This is a genomic window from Acinetobacter gyllenbergii CIP 110306 = MTCC 11365 (assembly GCF_000413855.1).
GTDB lineage: Bacteria > Pseudomonadota > Gammaproteobacteria > Pseudomonadales > Moraxellaceae > Acinetobacter > Acinetobacter gyllenbergii.
The window spans coordinates 97,339-117,942 of the sequence record NZ_ATGG01000010.1 but is presented as its reverse complement, the minus strand read 5'-3'; the positions used below and the strand labels follow the sequence as shown (position 1 = coordinate 117,942).

16 protein-coding genes are annotated in these 20,604 nt (G+C 41.7%); 5 read left to right on the top strand and 11 right to left on the bottom strand.

Going from position 1 to position 20,604, the window contains the following annotated elements; all coding sequences use genetic code 11:
* The first annotated feature begins 116 nt into the window (after positions 1 to 116).
* Together F957_RS15035 and F957_RS15040 are read left to right on the top strand one after the other, a co-directional pair.
* Positions 117 to 467, top strand: a complete 351-nt coding sequence (locus F957_RS15035; RefSeq protein ID WP_016541306.1) for a hypothetical protein — start codon at positions 117 to 119, stop codon at positions 465 to 467.
* Positions 468 to 505: 38 nt separating this feature from the next.
* Positions 506 to 1,138 carry a DUF2238 domain-containing protein gene (locus F957_RS15040; RefSeq protein ID WP_016541305.1) on the top strand — a complete coding sequence of 211 codons (633 nt, stop codon included), beginning with the start codon at positions 506 to 508 and terminating at the stop codon, positions 1,136 to 1,138.
* A 30-nt stretch (positions 1,139 to 1,168) separates the two neighbouring features.
* Here F957_RS15040 and blp2 read toward each other — a convergent pair whose 3' ends face one another.
* The 6 genes from blp2 to F957_RS15070 form a co-directional block, all read right to left on the bottom strand.
* Complete coding sequence (blp2, locus tag F957_RS15045; RefSeq protein ID WP_016541304.1) at positions 1,169 to 3,310, bottom strand: Ig-like repeat protein Blp2; 2,142 nt, start codon at positions 3,308 to 3,310, stop codon at positions 1,169 to 1,171.
* Between the two features lie 252 nt (positions 3,311 to 3,562).
* Complete coding sequence (gene sohB / locus F957_RS15050) at positions 3,563 to 4,525, bottom strand: protease SohB (RefSeq protein WP_016541303.1); 963 nt, start codon at positions 4,523 to 4,525, stop codon at positions 3,563 to 3,565.
* Positions 4,526 to 4,671: 146 nt separating this feature from the next.
* Positions 4,672 to 5,586 (bottom strand): phosphate ABC transporter ATP-binding protein PstB, encoded by a 915-nt coding sequence (pstB, locus tag F957_RS15055; RefSeq protein ID WP_016541302.1) that lies wholly within the window; start codon positions 5,584 to 5,586, stop codon positions 4,672 to 4,674.
* Between the two features lie 14 nt (positions 5,587 to 5,600).
* Positions 5,601 to 6,995, bottom strand: a complete 1,395-nt coding sequence (pstA, locus tag F957_RS15060; RefSeq protein ID WP_004652129.1) for a phosphate ABC transporter permease PstA — start codon at positions 6,993 to 6,995, stop codon at positions 5,601 to 5,603.
* Positions 6,992 to 8,371, bottom strand: a complete 1,380-nt coding sequence (pstC, locus tag F957_RS15065; RefSeq protein WP_016541300.1) for a phosphate ABC transporter permease subunit PstC — start codon at positions 8,369 to 8,371, stop codon at positions 6,992 to 6,994. The genes pstA and pstC overlap by 4 nt, the downstream gene beginning before the upstream one ends.
* Before the next feature lie 99 nt (positions 8,372 to 8,470).
* Complete coding sequence (locus tag F957_RS15070) at positions 8,471 to 9,502, bottom strand: substrate-binding domain-containing protein (RefSeq protein ID WP_016541299.1); 1,032 nt, start codon at positions 9,500 to 9,502, stop codon at positions 8,471 to 8,473.
* A 355-nt stretch (positions 9,503 to 9,857) separates the two neighbouring features.
* Between F957_RS15070 and F957_RS15075 the strand changes: the two genes are divergently transcribed.
* Entirely contained in the window at positions 9,858 to 10,307 is a 450-nt protein-coding gene (locus tag F957_RS15075) for an SRPBCC family protein (RefSeq protein WP_016541298.1), read from the top strand.
* A gap of 52 nt (positions 10,308 to 10,359) precedes the next feature.
* Here F957_RS15075 and F957_RS15080 read toward each other — a convergent pair whose 3' ends face one another.
* Together F957_RS15080 and F957_RS15085 are read right to left on the bottom strand one after the other, a co-directional pair.
* A complete protein-coding gene (locus F957_RS15080) occupies positions 10,360 to 11,742 on the bottom strand; it encodes an amino acid permease (RefSeq protein ID WP_016541297.1) in 1,383 nt (460 codons plus the stop codon).
* A gap of 136 nt (positions 11,743 to 11,878) precedes the next feature.
* Positions 11,879 to 13,600, bottom strand: coding sequence for an alpha-keto acid decarboxylase family protein (locus F957_RS15085; protein ID WP_016541296.1), 1,722 nt, complete (start codon positions 13,598 to 13,600; stop codon positions 11,879 to 11,881).
* Positions 13,601 to 13,735: 135 nt separating this feature from the next.
* Between F957_RS15085 and F957_RS15090 the strand changes: the two genes are divergently transcribed.
* Complete coding sequence (locus F957_RS15090) at positions 13,736 to 14,221, top strand: Lrp/AsnC family transcriptional regulator (protein WP_004652123.1); 486 nt, start codon at positions 13,736 to 13,738, stop codon at positions 14,219 to 14,221.
* A gap of 72 nt (positions 14,222 to 14,293) precedes the next feature.
* Here the strand turns inward: F957_RS15090 and F957_RS15095 are convergent, their stop codons facing one another.
* Positions 14,294 to 15,724, bottom strand: a complete 1,431-nt coding sequence (locus F957_RS15095) for an aldehyde dehydrogenase family protein (RefSeq protein ID WP_016541295.1) — start codon at positions 15,722 to 15,724, stop codon at positions 14,294 to 14,296.
* A gap of 403 nt (positions 15,725 to 16,127) precedes the next feature.
* Here F957_RS15095 and F957_RS15100 point away from each other — a divergent pair, with 403 nt between their 5' ends.
* Positions 16,128 to 17,183 carry a Rieske 2Fe-2S domain-containing protein gene (locus F957_RS15100; protein ID WP_016541294.1) on the top strand — a complete coding sequence of 352 codons (1,056 nt, stop codon included), beginning with the start codon at positions 16,128 to 16,130 and terminating at the stop codon, positions 17,181 to 17,183.
* Positions 17,184 to 17,271: 88 nt separating this feature from the next.
* Here the strand turns inward: F957_RS15100 and F957_RS15105 are convergent, their stop codons facing one another.
* Positions 17,272 to 18,804 (bottom strand): pyridoxal phosphate-dependent decarboxylase family protein, encoded by a 1,533-nt coding sequence (locus F957_RS15105; protein WP_016541293.1) that lies wholly within the window; start codon positions 18,802 to 18,804, stop codon positions 17,272 to 17,274.
* A 3-nt stretch (positions 18,805 to 18,807) separates the two neighbouring features.
* Positions 18,808 to 20,178, bottom strand: coding sequence for a diaminobutyrate--2-oxoglutarate transaminase (locus tag F957_RS15110; RefSeq protein WP_004652118.1), 1,371 nt, complete (start codon positions 20,176 to 20,178; stop codon positions 18,808 to 18,810).
* Positions 20,179 to 20,604: the final 426 nt, after the last annotated feature.

Genomic DNA, 20,604 nt, shown 5'->3' with positions numbered 1-20,604 from the left:
ATCAGATGTGCAAAGTAAAAAAAGATTAAATTTTATCGTGTTAGACATAAATAATTAATTTATAAAATTCACCTTATATACAATAATAGCACCTTTAAAATTCTACTCTATCGATCATGAAGCTTTTGTTCCTGCTCATTGCCACCGTGAGCTTATCAGGTTGTATTTTTGGAAAATCTAGCGAATTAAAACGCGCTGAGAAACTCTTACAAGGTTTTCAGTGTCATAACATTGAATCCAGTGAGTTAGCAACCTCTTCTATTTCAAATTTTTATCAACAATCACTGGCTGCCAATAAAGACAAAGCGGCATCATATATTGAACAATATAAAAATGGTGAAGATCTCTTTGACATTCCGCTCGATGAAGTTGTACAACAAAAATATCAATTATATAAACAAGCATGTCAGGCACTCGGTGGCGTTTCTACAGCCAAAGAAACAATCGCTGTAAAAACGACAGAGTAAGAGCAATAAAACTTGCCTGACTGTATTTAGGATACAGTATGATCGAACAACAACTGAGTTTAAAACATTATATTGCGCTTGCGATAGTGCTGCTGGTGGTGGCAATTGCAAGCATCCAACCGCTTGAGTTTGAGGCTTATTTGCTACACCAAGCGGGTACCGTTTTGATGCTAATTGCCCTCATTGTCACGCTGAAAAAGATTGGCATTAGTTTTTATAGTTTTTGTCTTTATCTTGGCTTTCTTCTGATTCATATTTTAGGGGCACACTACCTCTACTCTTATGTGCCTTATAATGAGTGGATTGAAAACCTTTTCCACTTTGACTTAAATCAAACCATGGGTTGGTCGCGTAATATGTATGACCGACTGGTGCATTTTGCTTATGGTCTATTGCTCTATCCATTTTTCTATCGCTGTTTTCAAGTTTGGTTACCGACTGCCAAACCTTTGACCCTATTTCTGCTGGTGATTCAATTTGTCATGGCATCGAGCATGTTTTATGAATTAATTGAATGGTGGATCGCGATTGGTTTATCCCCTGAAGATGCCGAAAACTATAATGGCCAGCAAGGTGATATCTGGGATGCACATAAAGATATGTTCCTTGCAACCGTCGGAGCTATCTTGATTGGAATCACTCAACTCCTCAAAGAAAAAACGCCTACTTAAAAATAGACGCTCTCAAAATATAAATACAGTTTAAATAATCGAATGTTGCAATACAGTAAGCTGGTCTAAAGGATCAGCTTTTAAACTTGCTGCATAATCAAGATGGGTTAAATCAGCATTTCCAGAATGACTGGTTGCAGGAGTTGGATTTTGTCCTATCAGCAATTGGTTCAAAACCTCATCCAACTGATTTGATACGGGCTCAGAAGAAGACAATAAGGTATTTAGACTCAGTTTCTCAATATTGTTTGATTCGGAAACAGGTTCAGCGTGTTGGGTTTGTAAAGCACCCAAATCAATCGCATCGGCCAAAGAGGCTTTCACTACAGGTGCAACCACATTAAAACTAAATGCATCACTCGCTTCACTAATATTGCCTGCTGCATCAGTCAAGGTTAAGGTGATTTTATGTGGCCCCACACTTAAATCCTGCTTAACTTCAAAACTCCACCTTCCATTATCTCCCACTGTTACCGTACCTATCGGTTGACCATTGTCATAAATCGTCAAAACAGTTTTTGCTTCACCTACACCAGCCAAAGTCGGTTTGCTGTCATCAGTATCCCCTCCTGCCGCGATTGCACCTTTTACAGCACCCACATCATCCATCACGGTTTGCAAAATCGGCTTATTCGGCGCAATGGTATCTTTTGTCCCTACCACATCGACTGCATCGGAACGGTTCCCAGCTGCATCAATGATATAAACTTTCCCTACATTTTTATCGGTTAAAGCCGATGATAAGGTAATGCTAAATTTTCCATCCGCACCAACAGTACCTGAACCAAACAGTGTTTTCCCATCCGCACTTCTAATTTCAATTTTACTATTTGCTTCCGCTGTACCCGTCACTGAATCACCTGCTGCATTGATTTCAGCAACGGCTTTATCGGGTGCAATGGTGTCTTTTCCGGCAGTAATCTCAAGCGGTTTAGATTGATTCCCTGCCGCATCTTCGACAATGATGGTTGCCTTTTTATCTGAAGCTAAGGCAGGTGAAAGTGTAATCTGAAATTTGCCTTGTGCATCTGTAATTCCACTACCAATTATTTTCCCATCCGCATCCTTGATCTGTACCTTGCTATTCGCCTCTGCTCGACCTTGAATAGATGAACCTTCCTTGTTGACATCCACAAAAGGTTGATCAGGCGGCACCGTATCTTTTCCAGCAATCACTTTAGTCGGTGTAGATTTATTTTCGGCTGCATCTTCAGCGACAACCGTCCCACCTTTTTCACTGGTTAAAGCCGGTGAAACTTTAATGGAATACAGTCCTGCTTTATTTGCAATCACGCTACCCAATAGCGTGCCATTTGCATCATAAATTGAGACTTTAGCATTGGCTTCGGCCTTACCTGTAACAATGGTTCCATCTGCATTCAGTTGTGCTGTCGGAGCATCTGGTGCAATGGTATCCTTATTTCCTGTCACAACAGTGGCTTTAGAAGTATTCCCCGAACCATCAATTACAGTCACGCTGACCTTGCCACCATTCACCAAAGGTTGATCTAGCTTGACTGTGTAATTTCCTTCGGCGTCAGCTTGAGTCGTTGCAATCACTTTCCCAGCTGCATCTTTAATTTCAATTTTGGCTTTCGCTTCGGTTTTACCCGTAATCGTTTGTGTATCTGTACCTAAACTCGCAGTTGGTGTAGCAGGTGGTGTTATATCAATCGGTTGGTTACTACTTTTATTTTTATCGTCATCATCATCTTTTACGGCTAATAGATACACACCTTCTGCCACTAAAGCAGCCAAACCTACTTTTAAGAGTTGTGACTTACTAATCGCCGAATCCTGATCCACATTCTGAGGTTGAGGAGCAGGTGTCACTGCATCCGTATATGCAAGTTGCGTCAGTGACGTCGCTGGGGTATAACGAACAAATTTTCCTGAATCATCAAATTCTGCGACCGCATAAGTCCCATCATCTTTCGCGACTGCAAGGCTATGCTCTGTTAAGTTTTCAGCACTATAAAAATCACTGACAATAATTTTTTCACCGTTTTTTAGTGTAATGACAAGATCATTACCTTGTTTGATCATGGATTTAATATCGGCTTGATTCACACCAATTTGTACGATCGAAGGCTGGTCGAGTACCACACTTTTCAATTGCGCATCTTGTAGAATATTCGAATTTTTCTTTGAAAAAACGACGACTCTTGTCATTATTATGCTCACTTATCAATTATATTTTTAAATACTTTTTCGGTTAATGAATAATTAAGTAATTCATCTTGCAGTTAAAATATCAAATGATCGCTATTGCTACAATCTATTCGATCAAATAGTTTTGTCATGTTTGTTTAATTCACCAAATGTTCAAATCTAGCGGTGAACTTCACCCCAAATCTACAAGATCAAACATAAAAAACCAGCCCTTTAGGCTGGTTTTTTATGCTCTTTATAGCGTGTAAATTATTAAAATTTCGGATCACGCATTTGTACCAATGTACTATTTGCCTTTGCCAAACTATCTGTAATTTTATTCATGACCGTAGGAATCAAACCTTCAGCCATTTGAGCTGCCTGCAATCCCAGTTTTTCGCCAAAGGTTGGGCGTTTACGGGTATTAATCACATAGATATCGTGTTTTGGTAACAAGCTTAATAGGTATTCGTCAGAAGTTTGTAGCTTATCTACCAAGTTCAATTCACGTGCATCTTCACCATACCAATGCTCGCCTGTTGCAACTTTAGCAACATCAAGTTGTGGACGATATTTCTCAACAAAATCCTTAAATAAGGAGTGGGTTTGCTGTAACTCTTCTTCAAACTTGGCCTTGCCTTCTGGCGTATTTTCACCAAACATGGTCACGGTACGTTTATATTCACCTGCGGTATACAGCTCAAAATCAACATTGTGCTGTTTGAGCAAACGATTAAAGTTCGGTACTTGTGCAACCACACCAATCGAACCCACCACTGCAAAAGGTGCAGAGATAATTTCATTGGCAATACATGCCATCATATAGCCGCCACTTGCAGCAACTTTATCAACACAGATGGTGACATTAAAACCTGCATCACGTAAACGCACCAATTGAGCAGCGGCCAAACCATAACCATGCACCATTCCGCCAGGACTTTCTAAACGAACGACGACACGATCATGCCCTGCTTTAGCAGTCGCTAAGATCAAGGTAATTTCTTCACGGATGGTATCGACTGCAGACGCTTGAACATCGCCTTTAAAGTCAAGGACATAAATTTTTTGATCGTTCTTCTTGCGAATTTTAGCTTCTTTTGCAAGCTGTTGAACGAGTTGTAATAATTCAAAACGAGAGGCGGTGGTTTGCGCAATTCTTTTTCTTTGTTCATTCACACGCGCATTGAGATGACTAATACGAATTTCAGCAGGAAACTTAGGTAAATGGAATAACATGAAGTATGTGCTCTATAAGTTCGGCGTTATTGTTCTAAGATGTGGTCTGCTCAATAAAAATTCAATAGCGATTTTGCAAAATAGATTCATTTTCATTTATATAAACAAAAAGAGCCCGAAGGCTCTTTTGTTTGTAATGAAACGGATTAACCAAAACGACCCGTAATATACGCTTCCGTCAACTGATGGTCTGGCTGGGTAAACACTTTCTCAGTCGAGTTCACCTCAATCAAATCACCCAGATGGAAGTAAGCGGTACGGTCTGATACACGCGCTGCTTGTTGCATAGAGTGGGTAACGATTGCAATGGTGAATTGTTCAGACAATTCAGAAATCAATTCTTCAATTTTCGCGGTCGCAATTGGATCCAGCGCCGAACATGGCTCATCCATCAAGATCACTTCTGGGCTCACTGCAATGGTACGTGCAATACACAAACGCTGTTGCTGACCACCTGATAAACCTGTGCCAGGTTGGCTCAAGCGATCTTTAACTTCATCCCATAAACCCGCTTTACGTAAACTGTTTTCCACGATTTCTTCTAGGTCATATTTATCACGCGCTAAACCATGTAGTTTTGGACCATAAGCTACGTTATCAAAAATTGATTTCGGGAATGGGTTTGGTTTTTGGAATACCATGCCCACTTGTGCACGCAGCAAAACCACATCAAGGTTTGGATCGTAGATATCTTGATTATCTAAAGTCACTTTACCCGTCACACGACAACTATCAATGGTGTCATTCATACGGTTTAAAGTCCGTAAGAATGTCGATTTACCACAACCTGATGGGCCAATGAATGCAATCACTTCATTCTGGTAAACATCAAGATCAATACCTTTAATCGCTTCAGAGTCACCATAGTAAACATGAACATCTTTGGTACTGATTTTCACTTCACTGGTTTTTGGCTTTTTATTTGAAGAAGCCGTTTCAAACTGAGAGACAAATGCAGTATTTGATTGCTGAACTTGCGCTTCAGATGAGGTAAATTCTTTTTGCTGTGGATTCACTGATTTATCCTTTTCTACGGCGTTCATAATATCAATCGTATTCATTGTACTCTCCTCAATTACCAACGCACTTCAAATTTCTTACGGAGCCAAATAGCAAGGCTATTCAAACCAATCATTAATGCCAGTAACACAATAATCGCTGCTGCGGTACGCCCTTCGAAGAAGTTACGTAATTCATTACCTTGCCACAAATAAACTTGTACTGGCAATGCTGTCGCTTGATCGAGTGGTGTGGTTGGCACACTTGCAACGAAAGCGCTCATTCCGATTAAAAGCAATGGCGCAGTTTCACCCAGCGCATGTGCAACCCCAATGATCGCACCTGTCATAATGCCAGGTAATGCCAAAGGTAATACATGATGGAAAATGGTTTGTACTTTCGATGCACCCAAACCTAAAGCAGCTTGACGAATCGAAGGTGGAACCGCTTTTAGTGATGCACGTGTGGTAATAATCACGGTCGGCAAAGTCATCAAACTCAGCACCAAACCACCGACTAAGGGTGCTGATAATGGCAACTGCATCCAACCAATAAAGATTGCAGCACCCAATAAACCAAACACAATCGAAGGAACAGCAGCCAAGTTGTTAATGTTGACTTCAATAATGTCCGTCATCATATTTTTTGGTGCAAACTCTTCAAGATAAATTGCACTGGCAACACCGATTGGAATCGAGATCACAATCACGATCATCATCATGAATAATGACCCCATGAATGCGCCGGCTAAACCACTGGTTGCAGGTGAACTACGAGAGTCTGGACTAAAGAACAAGTTAGTATTGAAGGTACTTTTAATAATTCCTTCCGCTTTTAACTGATCTGCAAGTTGACGTACTTCAGGTTCAAGTTGTTGCTGATCATCTGGCAAACTACGGTCAATATTCCCTGCTAACCACACGTCTATATTGGCATCGGCTAGGAATTTGATCTCTTCTTTGCTTCCAATCAGCGCAGGGTTTTTAAGCACCATATCACGCAAACGGTATGCTTCAGAACTGGTATATAAACTGCTTAGATAATCACGTTGAGACTCTAATGCTTTGTTTTTAGCAACGATGCCATTTACGATCAAGGCATCCCAATCCACCATACCCATTTCAGTTTGCCAAGCGACCATGCGCTCTTCAAAGTGAGCTGGGGTTTCACCTGCTGTTTGTTTTGGCTTCGCACCGACATTGATGATCGCTGGATCAAAATAAACCGGAACGGTAATACTACTTTGCCAAAAAGCTGGGAGACCTTTGGCCAAAATGCTACCAAATAGTAAAGCAACAAATGCCAGCGCGATCACAACCGCCGAAATCCCAGCAAAACGAAAGGTTTTTTCTTTACGATGACGCTTGGCCAAAGAACTTTGGATCTTTCTTTTACGCTGCTCACGTTGTTCAGCAGCTACTTGAGGATCCAATAGGTTCGGATCCAGAGGAGATGTATTTGATGAACTCATTCGTATTGCTCACGATATTTACGCACGATGTACAGTGCAATAATGTTTAGACCCAAAGTAATCACAAACAGCGTTAAACCAAGGGCAAATGCCACCAATGCTTGCGGGCTCGCAAAATCAGTATCCCCCGTTAATTGCTTCACAATCGTGACGGTTACGGTTGAAACTGCTTCAAATGGATTGGCATGCAACAATGGACTGTTCCCTGCTGCAAGCACCACAATCATGGTCTCACCCACTGCTCGGGATACGGCAAGCAAGAATGCACCTGTAATCCCGGGTAAGGCAGCTGGTAAAACCACTTGACGAATAGTTTCTGATTTGGTTGCGCCTAGGCCCAAAGAACCATCACGTAATGCACGAGGCACTTGAGTAATAATGTCATCAGATAATGAGGAAACGAATGGGATAATCATAATACCCATCACAAAACCTGCGGTGAGTGCACTGGTCGCATTAATGTTGATACCAACACTTTCACCCACAATTTTAAAGAATGGACCAATCACCATTAAGGCAAATACACCATAAACAATCGTTGGAATCCCTGCTAAAACCTCAATCGTCGGTTTTGCCCAAGAACGCAACCTTGGCGATGCATATTCAGCCAAATAAATCGCAACCAACAAGCCAATTGGTACTGCAACCAATAATGCAATACCACTGACCATTAAGGTTCCCCAAATCAGCGGTAAGATGCCGTAACTACCTTCTGCATTTCCTGAGGTGCTAAAGCCAGGATTCCATTCAGTACCAAAGAAGAAATCAACAGGACTAACAAAATGGAAAAAGTGTAATGCTTCTCTTAACATCGATAACACAATACCGATTGTTGTCAAGATTGCGACCCCTGAACACAAAATCAAAGCAACATTAATGGTTTTTTCGACTTGGTTACGTGCGCGGAATTGCTGGCTAACATGACGTTTGGCCCAAACTAAACCAGCTAGTCCAGCACTAATCACCACGGCAAGTTTGGCAAAAGAGCCTATGGTCTGGAATTTTGCAAGTTGTTGCGCTGCCGCCACTTCATAGGCTGCTGGTTGATCTGTTACCCCGAAACCAGAAGCAATTGCTTGTACACGACTGCTTAAAACATCACGACCTGCCGCATCTAAAGTCGAACTTACAGATGCAGGAATATTATTGAAAATAATGTGTTGTAAAATACTTGGTTCAACCAAATTCCAAATAATCAAAATTAAAAACGCAGGAATACCACACCACAAAGCAACCAACGCCCCATAATATCCTGGACGAGAATGTAGTGTTGCTGAGTTATTTCCCTTACCTGCTAGGTTACGGCTTTTACTCAGCCCGATTTGATATGCAATTGCCACAAGGGCTAATAACACACCGATAAGTAGCAGATTCATGTAATCTCCACTGTTTTCTCAATTTTCATGATTTGAAAAAACTTAGCTAGACAAAAAGGCTGATGATCCAACGTCTCACCAGCCTCCCTTTTAACAATATTACTTAACTGATTTACCCGCTTTGAAATCAGCTAGGATTTTTGCGCGCTCTTTGTCGCTTAAAGGAATCAAGCCCGCTTTTTCTAATTTAGAACCTTTACCAGAAATTTTCTTGCTTAAGAAGAATTCTGTGTATTGTGGTAAGCCTTTGATTGATTTTAAGTGCTCGCCTTTCACGTAGAAGAACAATGGACGTGAAACAAGGTAGCTACCATCCAATACCGTTTTCTCAGATGGAGTCACGCCATTTACAGTCGCTACACGTAATTTATCGCGGTTTGAATCATAGAAACCTAAACCGAAGACACCCACTGCGTTTGGAGAAGTTTTCAAGCGCGCTAGAGTTTCAGTATAGTCCCCTGCAATTTCAATTACACGACCATCTTTACGGAAGGTTGAACATGCTTTCTTTTGATCATCTTTGCTTAAAGCTTTGTAGTAATCAAACGCTTCACAACCCGCATCGATCATTTTCTCTTGGAACACTTCACGTGTACCGTGGTTAGATGCAGGAATAACTAAAGTAATTGGTTCATTTGGTAATGATTTATCAATTTGGTTCCATGTTGTATATGGGTTTGGAACTAATTTACCATTTGAAGGAAGTTGTGCAGATAATGCAGTGAATACATGTACTGGCTTTAATTTATATGCTGCTTTTTTAACGTTTGACGCAAATACGATACCGTCATAACCGACTTTAATTTCTTGTACTTGGTTTACGCCAGATTTTTTACATGCATCAAGTTCTGTGTCTTTAATTTGACGAGAAGCATTTGCGATGTCGATGGTGTTATCACCTACACCTTGACAGAATTGCTTCAAACCACCGCCCGTACCACCTGAACCAACAACCGGTGCTTTGAACTGTGGGAATGTGTTGCCAAACTCTTCAGCAACAATACTTGCAAATGGTAATACAGTAGATGAACCAGCAATTTGAATCGTATCACGAGCTGCATTTGCAGTCGTTGCTACAGTTGCCCCAGATACAGCTAATGCAATTGCGATGTGACGTGGATTTAAGCGCATTCTGTTTTCTCTCATTTATGCAATTTGGTTTACAACTCTTTTTAAGTTAAGTGTTGTACTTTGGTTAACTGCATTTTGAGCAGATAATATGACAATTAAGTGACAACTTTATGACGCTTTTGTGATAGCCATTTCTTAAGCTCAATTTTTAGAAAATTATTCGTCATAAATTCACATGTTCTGCTTTATTTTTGCAGCTCGAAACTCGGTTAGTGTAAAAAGATAACGTTTAAATATTGAATTTTATGGATTTAAAAAGAACAGCTGCTGATTCTGCTTAACAAAAAGTATCTTGGGCAGCGCAGCCAGTTTATATATGTTTTATGACAATTCCCTATCAAAAAGAACAGATATAATGCTAAATCCTGTCATCATTGAAACACAAATGCTGATTCGTAAACCAATCCATAGCGTTTTTGAAGCATTTATTGACCCTGAAATCACCTCAAAGTTTTGGTTTAGTTCAGCAACGGCGTCACTCGAACAAGGAAAAACCGTTGAATGGACTTGGGAAAAATACCAAGTTTCAGCAAAAGTACAGGTGACAAAAATCATTGCCAATGAATTGATTCAGATTCAGTGGGGTGAACCAACCAGTACGGTGGATTTTATCTTTGAAGCGATCAATGACAATCAAACTTATCTCAGAATTCAAAATTATAATATCCCCTTACAAGGCGATGAGCTGATGCAATTTGTGATTGATAGTACAGGTGGCTTTACCACGGTCGTGGATAGTTTGAAAGCCTATTTAGAACATGGAATTCAACTCCATCTGGTTCAGGACAAATTTCCACCCTTCTAGGTCAATACAGCATTGATGTAATAAAAAAGGCACATTGCTGTGCCTTTTTTATTTAAAGATTGGACTGTGCTTCGGGCAGAACCAGCACTTTTTTACGATATTTAAAGACATACATCGCCGCTAAAATCGCCAACCAGATCGGTCCGAGAATCACAGCCAGACGCATATCAGGGGTCATCGCCATAATAATCAAAATAAAGCAGACAAAGCTGATGGTGAGATAATTACTCCATGGACTCCAGATACTTTTAAATTTGGTCTGATGTTGTTTCAGGCGCATTGCTTTATTAAATTTCAAATGGGTGACGGAAATCATTAACCAGTTAATCACCAGTGCCGCAACCACCAGCATCATGAATAACTGAAAGGCTTCACCCGGAATTAAATAGTTGACCAACACACATACCGCCGTAACCGAAGCAGAGACAATCGCCGCAGGAACAGGAATTCCACGCGCATTCACTTTTTTCAATATCGCAGGCGCATTACCCTGTTCGGCCAAACCATGCAACATGCGACTATTACAATAAATACAACTGTTATAAACAGAAACTGCTGCAATCAACACCACGAAATTGAGCACATTGGCAACGCCGTTACTGTTCAAAGACTGAAAGATCAACACAAAAGGACTGCCCCCTTCTGCCACCATATTCCATGGATAAAGACACAGTAAAATCCCGATTGCACCGATATAGAAAATCAAAATACGGTACACAATCTGATTCACCGCCTTAGGAATGGTGGTTTCAGGATTTTTGGTTTCTGCAGCGGCAATCCCGATCAGTTCAAGCCCACCAAAGGCAAACATGATCACTGCAAGTGCCATAATAAAGCCATGCGTGCCATGTGGAAAAAAGCCACCGTGTTGCCATAAATTGGCAATACCCGCCTGTGGACCTGCAGAACCAGAAAGCAATAAATAAGCACCAAAACCGATCATACTTAAAATCGCGACGATCTTAATGCAGGAAAACAAAAACTCAGATTCACCAAAGAATCTCACATTGACCAGATTAATCGCATTAATCAACACAAAGAACACCAAGGCGGTCAGCCAAGTGGGCACGTCTGGCCACCAAAATTGAATAAAGGTCCCGATGGCGCTCAGTTCAGCCATACTGACCAACACATACAGCACCCAATAATTCCAGCCCGACATAAAGCCTGCCATACGGCCCCAGTATTTATTGGCAAAATAACTAAATGAACCACTCACAGGTTCTTCAACCACCATTTCTCCTAAATGGCGCATAATTAAAAAAGCAATCACACCAGCAATCGCATAACCCAATAAAATAGAGGGCCCTGCCAGTTTAATGGTTTGCGACAGACCCAAAAATAATCCTGTACCAATCGCACCACCAAGCGCAATCAGCTGGATATGCCGATTGGACAATCCTTGTTTTAACTCATGTTTATTGTTTACATCCATCATGTTATCTCCAATGTGTGTGTCACATCCTGTACACCTTTTATACAGCGCATGATTCGAAGCTCAGCATGAAGCTCCGAATCTGATTCGCTCTCTTATCAATTTATAAATTTGAAGATTTTGACTTTCCTTCAGATCAGAAGGAAATTGCTTTTTTACACGGCGATACTTGGGCACGTTGCTTTAAAATTTCATAGCCTCGGTCGCCGTAATCAAAACGGGCAATCACCGATGCAAACTTTTTCAAGCTGGCTGGTGCATCCATGGCTGGGAGTTTAAGCTCAATAAAGGTCAATCCGTCGAATTGATGCGTGTTGTCCAAGAGCACTTTTAACTGTCCTGCAGTTTCTACCACACAGCTTTTATAGTCTTGGCTACCGTTAAAAACATTTGGAATCTCGCTATATTTCCAGTCCTGAACATCGTTATAAGCCGCATTTTCGCCCATGATCAAACGCTCAATGGTATAGCCCCCATTATTAAGTAAGAAGATAATTGGCTTGAGACCATGACGGATAATAGTCGAAAGTTCCTGTACGGTGAGCTGGAATGAACCATCACCAATAAATAGGATTTGACGGCGTTCAGGTGCGGCCAACAAACTGCCTAATAAAGCAGGTAAGGTATAACCAATTGAACCCCAGAGTGGTTGAGCAATATATTTTGCCGTTGCCGGTAGTCTTAGCCCCGCCAAGGCTGAGTTAGAAGTCCCAACTTCACCGATAATCACATCATCTTCTTTGAGAAAACGTTCAACGTAGTTCCAAAGGATGTCTTGACTGAGTTTTTGCTGTTCAGGCGCATTGATTATTTGTTGCGCTTGCTTCTCAATGATCGGTTGACTCAGTTTCCGTGGTGCAACTTTTTTATTCAACTCAACCAGGAGTTGTCCAATCTCAATCCCTGGAAAATCTTGACCGAAAATCGTCAAACCATACGGTTTCATTTCAATATAGTTCTCAGTGGCGATTTGATGAGTAAACACCCCTGTTCCGACATCGGTAAAACGCACACCGACACCAATCAGACAGTCTGATTGCTCAATAGTATTACGCACATGTACTTGGCTCGCCCCACCGACATAAGTGCCCACATAGCGCGGTGAACCTTCATCCATAATATTCTTAGCCGTCAGCATGCTGGCAAAGGGAATCGAACATTTTTGTGATAAATCACTGAGCAACGATGTCACTCCAAAAACAGAGGCTTCATTATCAATCAGCAACGCTGGTCGTTTGGCTTGTGCAATCACTTCGCACAGTTTGCTGACTGCGCTTTGCAACAGCTCTGGCTCAACCCTCGGATAAGATAAATCGAGTGAACGATCTGTCACTTCAATTTTGACGTGAGTAATATCCGATGCCAACTGGATATGTACAGGTCGACGTTCAAGGAAACATTGACGTAACACACGGTCAATTTCAGAGGCGGCATTGGCTGGGGTTAGACGGGTCTGTGCAACCGTGAACTCTTTCATGCAGTTCATGATGTTGTCGTAGTTACCATCTACCAGCGTGTGATGAACCAGAGTTCCTTTCTGCACCACATGTAAAGGCGGAATCCCAGAAATATGCACCACTGGTACATTCTCAGCATAAGCACCTGCAATGCCATTAATCGCACTTAAATCACCGACCCCATAGGTCGTTGTCAAAGCAGCAAAGCCGTTGATCCGTGCATAACCGTCAGCCGCATAAGCCGCATTTAATTCATTACAATTACCAATAAATTCGAGTTGGGCATCTGCCTCAACTTGTTCGAGATAAGAAAGGTTAAAATCACCAGGTACACCAAAGAGATGTTGGATACCCATTTGTTTTAGACGAAGATTTAAAAAATCACCGATTTCTATGAACATTGCTCTACATCCTTTCAAGTCAATTTTTTATTCCATAGAAAAATAATATTTCATCTACCTGTTAAATTTCGTGCATAATAAAAACGCATTTTAATAAAAATACAATATTTGTGTATCATAAAAGGATTTTATGCAATGGATAAGTTCGACTGGCAAATCATTCAGGCCTTACAAAAGAATGGACGGCTCACCAATCAGGAAGTTGGAGATTTAATCGGTTTATCAGCTTCACAATGTTCCAGAAGACGACAGTTACTGGAGCAAAAAGGCGTGATCTTGGGTTATGCCGCCCGCATCCACCAACAAGCTTTAGGCTTGGAGGTTACCGCGATGATTCACATTAACTTACGCATTCACGAGGCCAAGTCACAGCAAGCCTTTCAGGACTTAATTGAAGCTGAGGACAATATTCAAGATGCTTTTTCAATTAGCGGCGATGCTGATTTTATTTTAAAAGTCGTCGCAGAAAATCTGGAACAGCTGTCCCAATTCGTCACAGAGCGACTACTGTCTTATGGTTTTATTGGTCACATAAAATCTTACATTGTGTTAAAAAAAATCAAAGAACAGAATCACTTTCTCAGCAAATCCAAGGGTCACAGCTACCATCCAGCCACATAAACCTCGTTTTAAGCAGCACCATGCATAAAAAGAAAAAGGCGGATATTAGATCCGCCTTAAAAATATGAAGGTTTAAATTTTATTGATATGTACAGTTTGTCCTACTGTATTTTCCAGCAAACCCTCCAAACCGAACTCAGCACCAAGGCCTGACATTTTCCAGCCACCAAACGGTGCATGTGGAACAATCTCTGCATGGGTATTGACCCAGACCGTGCCGCATTGTAATTGCGATGCATAAAATTGCGCGGCTTTTAAATCAGAAGACCAGATTGAACCACCTAAGCCAAATTCGCTGGCATTGGCGCGTGCAATCGCATCATCAATATCGCTATATTTTAGAATCGGCAAAACAGGACCAAACTGCTCCTCTTGCACCACACGGCAACTTTCATCTAGTCCAGTTAAAATGGTTGGTGCAATAAAATAACCTTGCTCTGGCACCGTCTGATCCCCCGACAAAGCCTTGGCACCTTGTGCAAGTGCATCGGCAATTAAGGCTTTTACTTTCTGATATTGCATCTGGTTTTGCACGGGCCCAAAAGTCGTCTCTGCTACCATGCCATCTCCAACATTTTGGCCATTGGCAATATCGGCCAGTTTTTGTGCTAGCGCGTCATATTGGCTTTCGTGCACATATAAACGTTTTAAAGCAGCACAGGTTTGCCCAGCATTTAAAAATGCCACGTTAAAAATTCGCTTGGCTATTTGATCAAGATCGGCATCAGGTAAAACAATCCCCGCATCATTACCACCCAGCTCTAAGGTCAAATGTTTTAAGGTTTTTACCGCACCCGACATAATGTGCTGACCCGTCTTGGTCGAGCCTGTAAAAACCACCTTGGCGATATCAGGGTGAGTCGATAATACCTCACCGACGTCGCCTTTACCGACTAAGATTGAAATCACACCTGCAGGCACTTCTTGTTGAATAATTTCACAGAGTTTTAACGTCGCCAAAGGGGTAAATTCAGATGGTTTATTAATCACCACATTGCCTGCACGTAAGGCAGGCATGATATGCCACACCGCAATCATCAACGGCCAGTTCCACGGCGTAATCGAAGCCACCACACCTAAGGGCTGATAATGACGTTCAATTCGTTTCTGTTCACTGTCTTCAATAATATCAACCGGCATTTCTAAACTTGCGGTATAACGTGTCCAGCCAATCGCACCCTGCACTTCCATTTGTGCCAATGCCAAGGGTTTGCCTTGCTCAACTACAATCAACTCTGCCAAAGTTTCGGCATGTTGTTCAATCCCATCCGCAATCTTATTCAGTATGCTTTTGCGTTCCTCATGAGAACTGCGTTGCCAGCTTCCAAAAGCTTGCTTTGCTGCCTCAATTGCTTGATTCACCTGTGCAATCGAAGCCTGCGCACACTTTGCTGCAACAATAGCTGTTGCAGGATTGATAATCTCAAGTTCGCCTGATTCACCGAGACAAGATTGACCGTTAATAATCAGTTTAAATTGGTTTTGCATATTCAAGTGTTGCATGCCTTGTTCCTTCTATTCATTGTAATCATGATGTTTTGCCTGATCCGACCTCAGCTCTGGGTCTCAAGTGCAAAAGTGATGACATCTATCCATCAAAATATTGAGCATCTCTCACTACAATATGGAATTTGTGCATCACAGTTTATGCATAATTATTTCTGATTTAGATTAAAGATGCACAGTTTGTGCAGAACAGCGACAATTTTCTACCTTCTCATCATAAAAAACCATCCAACAGGCTCTGGACAGAATGCAACTAAACAGCAAGCCAAATGCATGCCTTTATGTAATACCATCTCAGCTTCTGCGTTCTAAAAGTTACAACACTTCATTCAATTAATTGAAATTTCTTAGAACAGCTGGCTTCGCTATATTCAATACAAATGCACCAGAAGATAAGAAGATGAACAGCAAAGTGATTACAACGTTTAAGCATACGGATTTACCTGTACACATGACATTTTCAGAGCATGATTGGCAGCTGCTTGCTCAGCACTGGTATCCGATTGCGCTCGCCCGTGATATTTCAGAACAGCCAACAGCAGCCATGTTGCTGGATATGCCACTGGTGATTTACAAAATGGGAGATGAACTGATTGTTGCAAAAGATGTTTGCCCACATCGCGGTGTGCCCCTCAGTTTAGGCCATCATGACGGGCAAGGCATTGTGTGTCGCTACCACGGATTACGCTTTGGACATGCAGGCAAATGTAATCGCATTCCAGCACATCCACAGCATAAAATATCTGATCGCTTTCATTTGAAAACCTATGCTGCCACAGAAAAGTACGGACTGATATGGTGTTGCTTAGCAGCTCGCCCGAATGAGCAACCCGTTATTCCTAACATGCCCTACTGGGAGGATGCAGACTACCAACAACTGCTATGCCCCTTTGTCGATTTAAATTGTTTTGCGGGTCGGCAACTCGAAGGATTCATTGATGTTGCCCATTTTGCGTGGGTACATCCTGATAGTTTTGGTGACCCTGATGATGTTGAAGTACCAGACTATAGCACCACAGAAACTAGTTATGGCTTCGATGCAGATTATATCAGCAGTGTCGGACGCTATCCGATTGGCACAGTGCAACGTGGGCAGGACAATTTCAACTGGCTCAGACATTTTGAAATCAGTCTACCTTTTACGGCAACACTGACCATCCATTTTCCGAATCAAAGCAAGCAGGTGATCATGAATGCGGCCTCTCCTGTAAGCGCGCGACAAACTCGGTTATTTGCACCAATCTGCCGTAATTATGACAAGGATTTACCTGTTGAGGATGCTTATGCATTTAATTTACAGATTTTTGAAGAAGATCGACTGATTGTCGAAACCCAGAAACCTGAATATCTCCCCCTGGATTTATCGATGGAAGCACATTTTCCAGCAGACCGTAGCTCAAGTATGTATCGCCGACTCTTAAGAAAAATGGGATTCAATCCAATTTTTGCGGCCTAGTCTATGCTTAAATTCAATTTTAATAGGCAATAAAAAAGAGGTCTATTCAAGACCTCTTTTTTAGTTTGATGCGTCTACCAAATTGAAATTAATCAATCGCTGGAACATAAGTTCCTGCAGCAATTGCATCTTTAATACGATCAGCTTCTGCCAACACAAGTGCAAGCAAGTTTTGAACATTTTCAAGCGTTGCAACTGGGCTTAAAGTGGTCATCTTCAATGATTGAACATTACCGACTTTGGTTACACCAATATTCGCCTCACCACGAGCAAACAGTTCATCTGCCACATTTTGGTTCAAGCTATCGATAAATTCAGCCGGATAAGCTTCTGGTACCACACGGAACAGGACTGAAGCGAATTGTGGTTCAACCAACAATTCAAGACCCGCTGTTGCTTTAATATAATCTGCAACTTCACGTGTTAATTTCACACCATGATCAATCATCGAACCATAAAGCTCTTCGCCTAATGCTTCAACCGTCATCCATAATTTCAATGCATCAAAACGACGTGTCGTTTGTAATGATTTAGACACGAGGTTAGGTACACCGTGTTCTTCATCATACGCAGAGTTTAAATATTCTGCTTCATAATGCATAAAGCGATAGTTTGCTTCGTCTTTCAACAAGAAAGCGCCACAGCTAATGCTTTGGAAATAATGCTTATGGAAATCAAGCGTGATTGAGTCTGATAATTCAATTCCATCTAACATTGCACGATGGTCATTTGAAAGAATCAGTGCACCGCCCCAAGCTGCATCAATATGCATCCATGAACCATACTTCGTGGTGATTTCACGGATTTTCTTGAGTGGATCAATCGCACCAGCATCTGTCGTACCTGCAGTTGCAACAACACAGGCTACGATTTTGCCTTCAGACTGAAGATGCGCCATGGTTTTTTCCAGTGCATCAACATCCATCTGTGCATTTTCATTCACAGGAACAGTGACAACAGACTGGAAGCCCATCCCCATCATCGCCATGTTCTTTTGCACAGAGAAATGTGCATTTTCAGAACAAATGACTTTGACGTTCTTCATTGCTTCTGCTGGAATACCATCACGCTGAACCGACCATGGCTTACCATTTTCGTCTTTCCAGTTTTTCGAGATGCACCAGTCACGTGCCAGCAATACACCCATCAAGTTTGACTGTGTACCGCCAGACGTGAACACACCTGCTTGACCTACACCATAGCCCACTTTTTGGCGAAGCCAATCAATGAGTTGCACTTCCATCAACGAACCCGCTGGGCTTTGATCCCATGAATCCATCGATTGGTTGGTTGCATTGATCAACACTTCCGCAATCTGGCTCATCACCATAGTTGGGCAGTGTAAGTGTGCAAGTGAATGTGGGTGATGTACTTTTAAGCTTTTGTTGAGGAAAAGCTCAACCATACGTTGTAATGATTGCCGTACACCTAAACCTTGTTTTGAAGGTGCAAAAGAGATTGCTTCGCGCAAATCTTTAATGCTACCACCAGTGTACATTTTATCATTTTGCAACCATGCTGAAACGGCAGTTACCGCCTCGCCCATTGCTGACTGATAGTCAGCAATAGATTGAGCATCATTGCAGAGTAACGCTTTACGATGTTCTGCAAAATCAACCATGAATTAGCCTCGTACTGCTTTTAATGCTTCAGCAACAGCTTTCTTGAAGCGAGCAACCGCCTCTACGCATTCTTCTTGATTGATAATCAACGGGCAAAGTAAACGGATAACTGTACCGTTACGACCACCTTTTTCAAGCAATAATTTATTGTTGAAACAAGCCGTCTGAATTGCAGCAGCCAATTGAGCGTCCGCAGGTAATGAACCCATATGGTCCGCAGGTTTACGCTCGTCAACGATCTCTACACCGATCATCAAACCACGACCACGTACGTTACCAATACATGGGAATTCTTGCGCAAGTTTCTTGAACTCAGCTTGTAAGAAATCACCACGCTCTTGCGCATTTTGAGCAAGGTTTTGTTCTTTGATCACTTGAAGTGATGCTAAACCTGTACCCATCGCAAGTTGGTTACCACGGAAAGTACCCGTGTGACCCGCAGGCTGCCAAGCATCAAACTTACGTTTAATACCTAATACTGCAAGTGGTAAGCTACCACCGACCGCTTTAGACATCACCACAACATCAGGCTCGATTCCAGCATGTTCAAAGGCAAACATTTTACCTGAACGTGCAAAACCAGCTTGAACTTCGTCCAAGATTAAAACGATGTTGTGCTTTTCAGTCACTTCACGGATTTTTTGCAACCATTTTACTGGTGCAGTAACAACACCACCTTCACCTTGAATCGCTTCAAGGATCACAGCTGCAGGCTTAGTTACACCACTTTCAACATCTTCGATGAAGTTTTCAAAGAAGTAAGTTAAAGCGTCAACACCTGCCTCCCCACCTAAACCAAGTGGGCAACGATATTCATGTGGGTATGGCATAAATTGCACGCCTGGCATTAAGCCATTCACCGCATTCTTCGCTGACAGGTTACCTGTCATTGCAAGCGCGCCGTGCGTCATACCATGGTAGCCACCAGAGAAACTAATCACTGTGCTACGACCCGTATAAGTTTTCGCTAATTTAATCGCTGCTTCTGTACCATCTGCACCAGATGGACCACAGAATTGTAGGCAATATTCTTCTTGACCGCCTGGCAAATAAGCCAAAAGCGCTTCAGTAAACGCATCTTTTAAAGGAGTCGTTAAGTCTAAAGTATGCAATGGCAAACCGCTTGCCAATGTGTCTTGAATACTTTGAATCACCGCAGGATGATTATGGCCCAAAGCCAATGTTCCTGCCCCAGCTAAACAATCAAGGTACTCTGTACCTTCAACATCAGTAACCCAACAGCCTTGTGCTTTTGCTATCGCTAACGGTAATTTACGTGGATAACTACGAACATTCGATTCCATCTGACTTTGGCGAGTCAGATAATATTCGTTAGTTGCATTAGCGGCAGGATTTACGGAAGTAACGCTCATATCGAATTACCATCTCTGATATGGGTAAAAGAAATAAGTCTGGTGACTTGCGGTCGTTTGACTCGGTGCTTTTTAGAATCTAGTGCAGACACTTGTTTATATCTTTCAACTAGGAGCGAGATGATACCTAATTTTGAAATAAAATAAACACTTTTTGTGTCTTACATGCATCTAAATTATTGAAAAAATATTTCATTCCAATAACTATGATGGATTATCATCATACTATGTGACAAGCTAAAGAAAGTAAGCTTTTTTTAATCCCGCCTGCGTTTTTAGATAAATGGTCAAATTACCCCATCTAATAAACTGATTTTTAATATCTTTTGTTTTATTTTTCTGTTGCAAAACACTGCTAATCTCTTACAAAGTCACCACAAAATATGCAGAAGTTCCCCATCAGTTCTTTTTAATATCGAACTGGTA

Excerpts from the sequence above, each read along its gene's own strand:
- F957_RS15075 (WP_016541298.1), top strand. The coding sequence starts at position 9,858 with ATGCTAAATCCTGTCATCATTGAAACACAAATGCTGATTCGTAAACCA.
- blp2 (WP_016541304.1), bottom strand. The coding sequence starts at position 3,310 with ATGACAAGAGTCGTCGTTTTTTCAAAGAAAAATTCGAATATTCTACAA.
- pstC (WP_016541300.1), bottom strand. The coding sequence starts at position 8,371 with ATGAATCTGCTACTTATCGGTGTGTTATTAGCCCTTGTGGCAATTGCA.
- F957_RS15040 (WP_016541305.1), top strand. The coding sequence starts at position 506 with ATGATCGAACAACAACTGAGTTTAAAACATTATATTGCGCTTGCGATA.
- F957_RS15070 (WP_016541299.1), bottom strand. The coding sequence starts at position 9,502 with ATGCGCTTAAATCCACGTCACATCGCAATTGCATTAGCTGTATCTGGG.
- sohB (WP_016541303.1), bottom strand. The coding sequence starts at position 4,525 with ATGTTATTCCATTTACCTAAGTTTCCTGCTGAAATTCGTATTAGTCAT.
- F957_RS15035 (WP_016541306.1), top strand. The coding sequence starts at position 117 with ATGAAGCTTTTGTTCCTGCTCATTGCCACCGTGAGCTTATCAGGTTGT.
- F957_RS15080 (WP_016541297.1), bottom strand. The coding sequence starts at position 11,742 with ATGGATGTAAACAATAAACATGAGTTAAAACAAGGATTGTCCAATCGG.
- F957_RS15090 (WP_004652123.1), top strand. The coding sequence starts at position 13,736 with ATGGATAAGTTCGACTGGCAAATCATTCAGGCCTTACAAAAGAATGGA.
- F957_RS15110 (WP_004652118.1), bottom strand. The coding sequence starts at position 20,178 with ATGAGCGTTACTTCCGTAAATCCTGCCGCTAATGCAACTAACGAATAT.
- pstA (WP_004652129.1), bottom strand. The coding sequence starts at position 6,995 with ATGAGTTCATCAAATACATCTCCTCTGGATCCGAACCTATTGGATCCT.
- F957_RS15105 (WP_016541293.1), bottom strand. The coding sequence starts at position 18,804 with ATGGTTGATTTTGCAGAACATCGTAAAGCGTTACTCTGCAATGATGCT.
- F957_RS15085 (WP_016541296.1), bottom strand. The coding sequence starts at position 13,600 with ATGTTCATAGAAATCGGTGATTTTTTAAATCTTCGTCTAAAACAAATG.
- F957_RS15095 (WP_016541295.1), bottom strand. The coding sequence starts at position 15,724 with ATGCAACACTTGAATATGCAAAACCAATTTAAACTGATTATTAACGGT.
- F957_RS15100 (WP_016541294.1), top strand. The coding sequence starts at position 16,128 with ATGAACAGCAAAGTGATTACAACGTTTAAGCATACGGATTTACCTGTA.
- pstB (WP_016541302.1), bottom strand. The coding sequence starts at position 5,586 with ATGAATACGATTGATATTATGAACGCCGTAGAAAAGGATAAATCAGTG.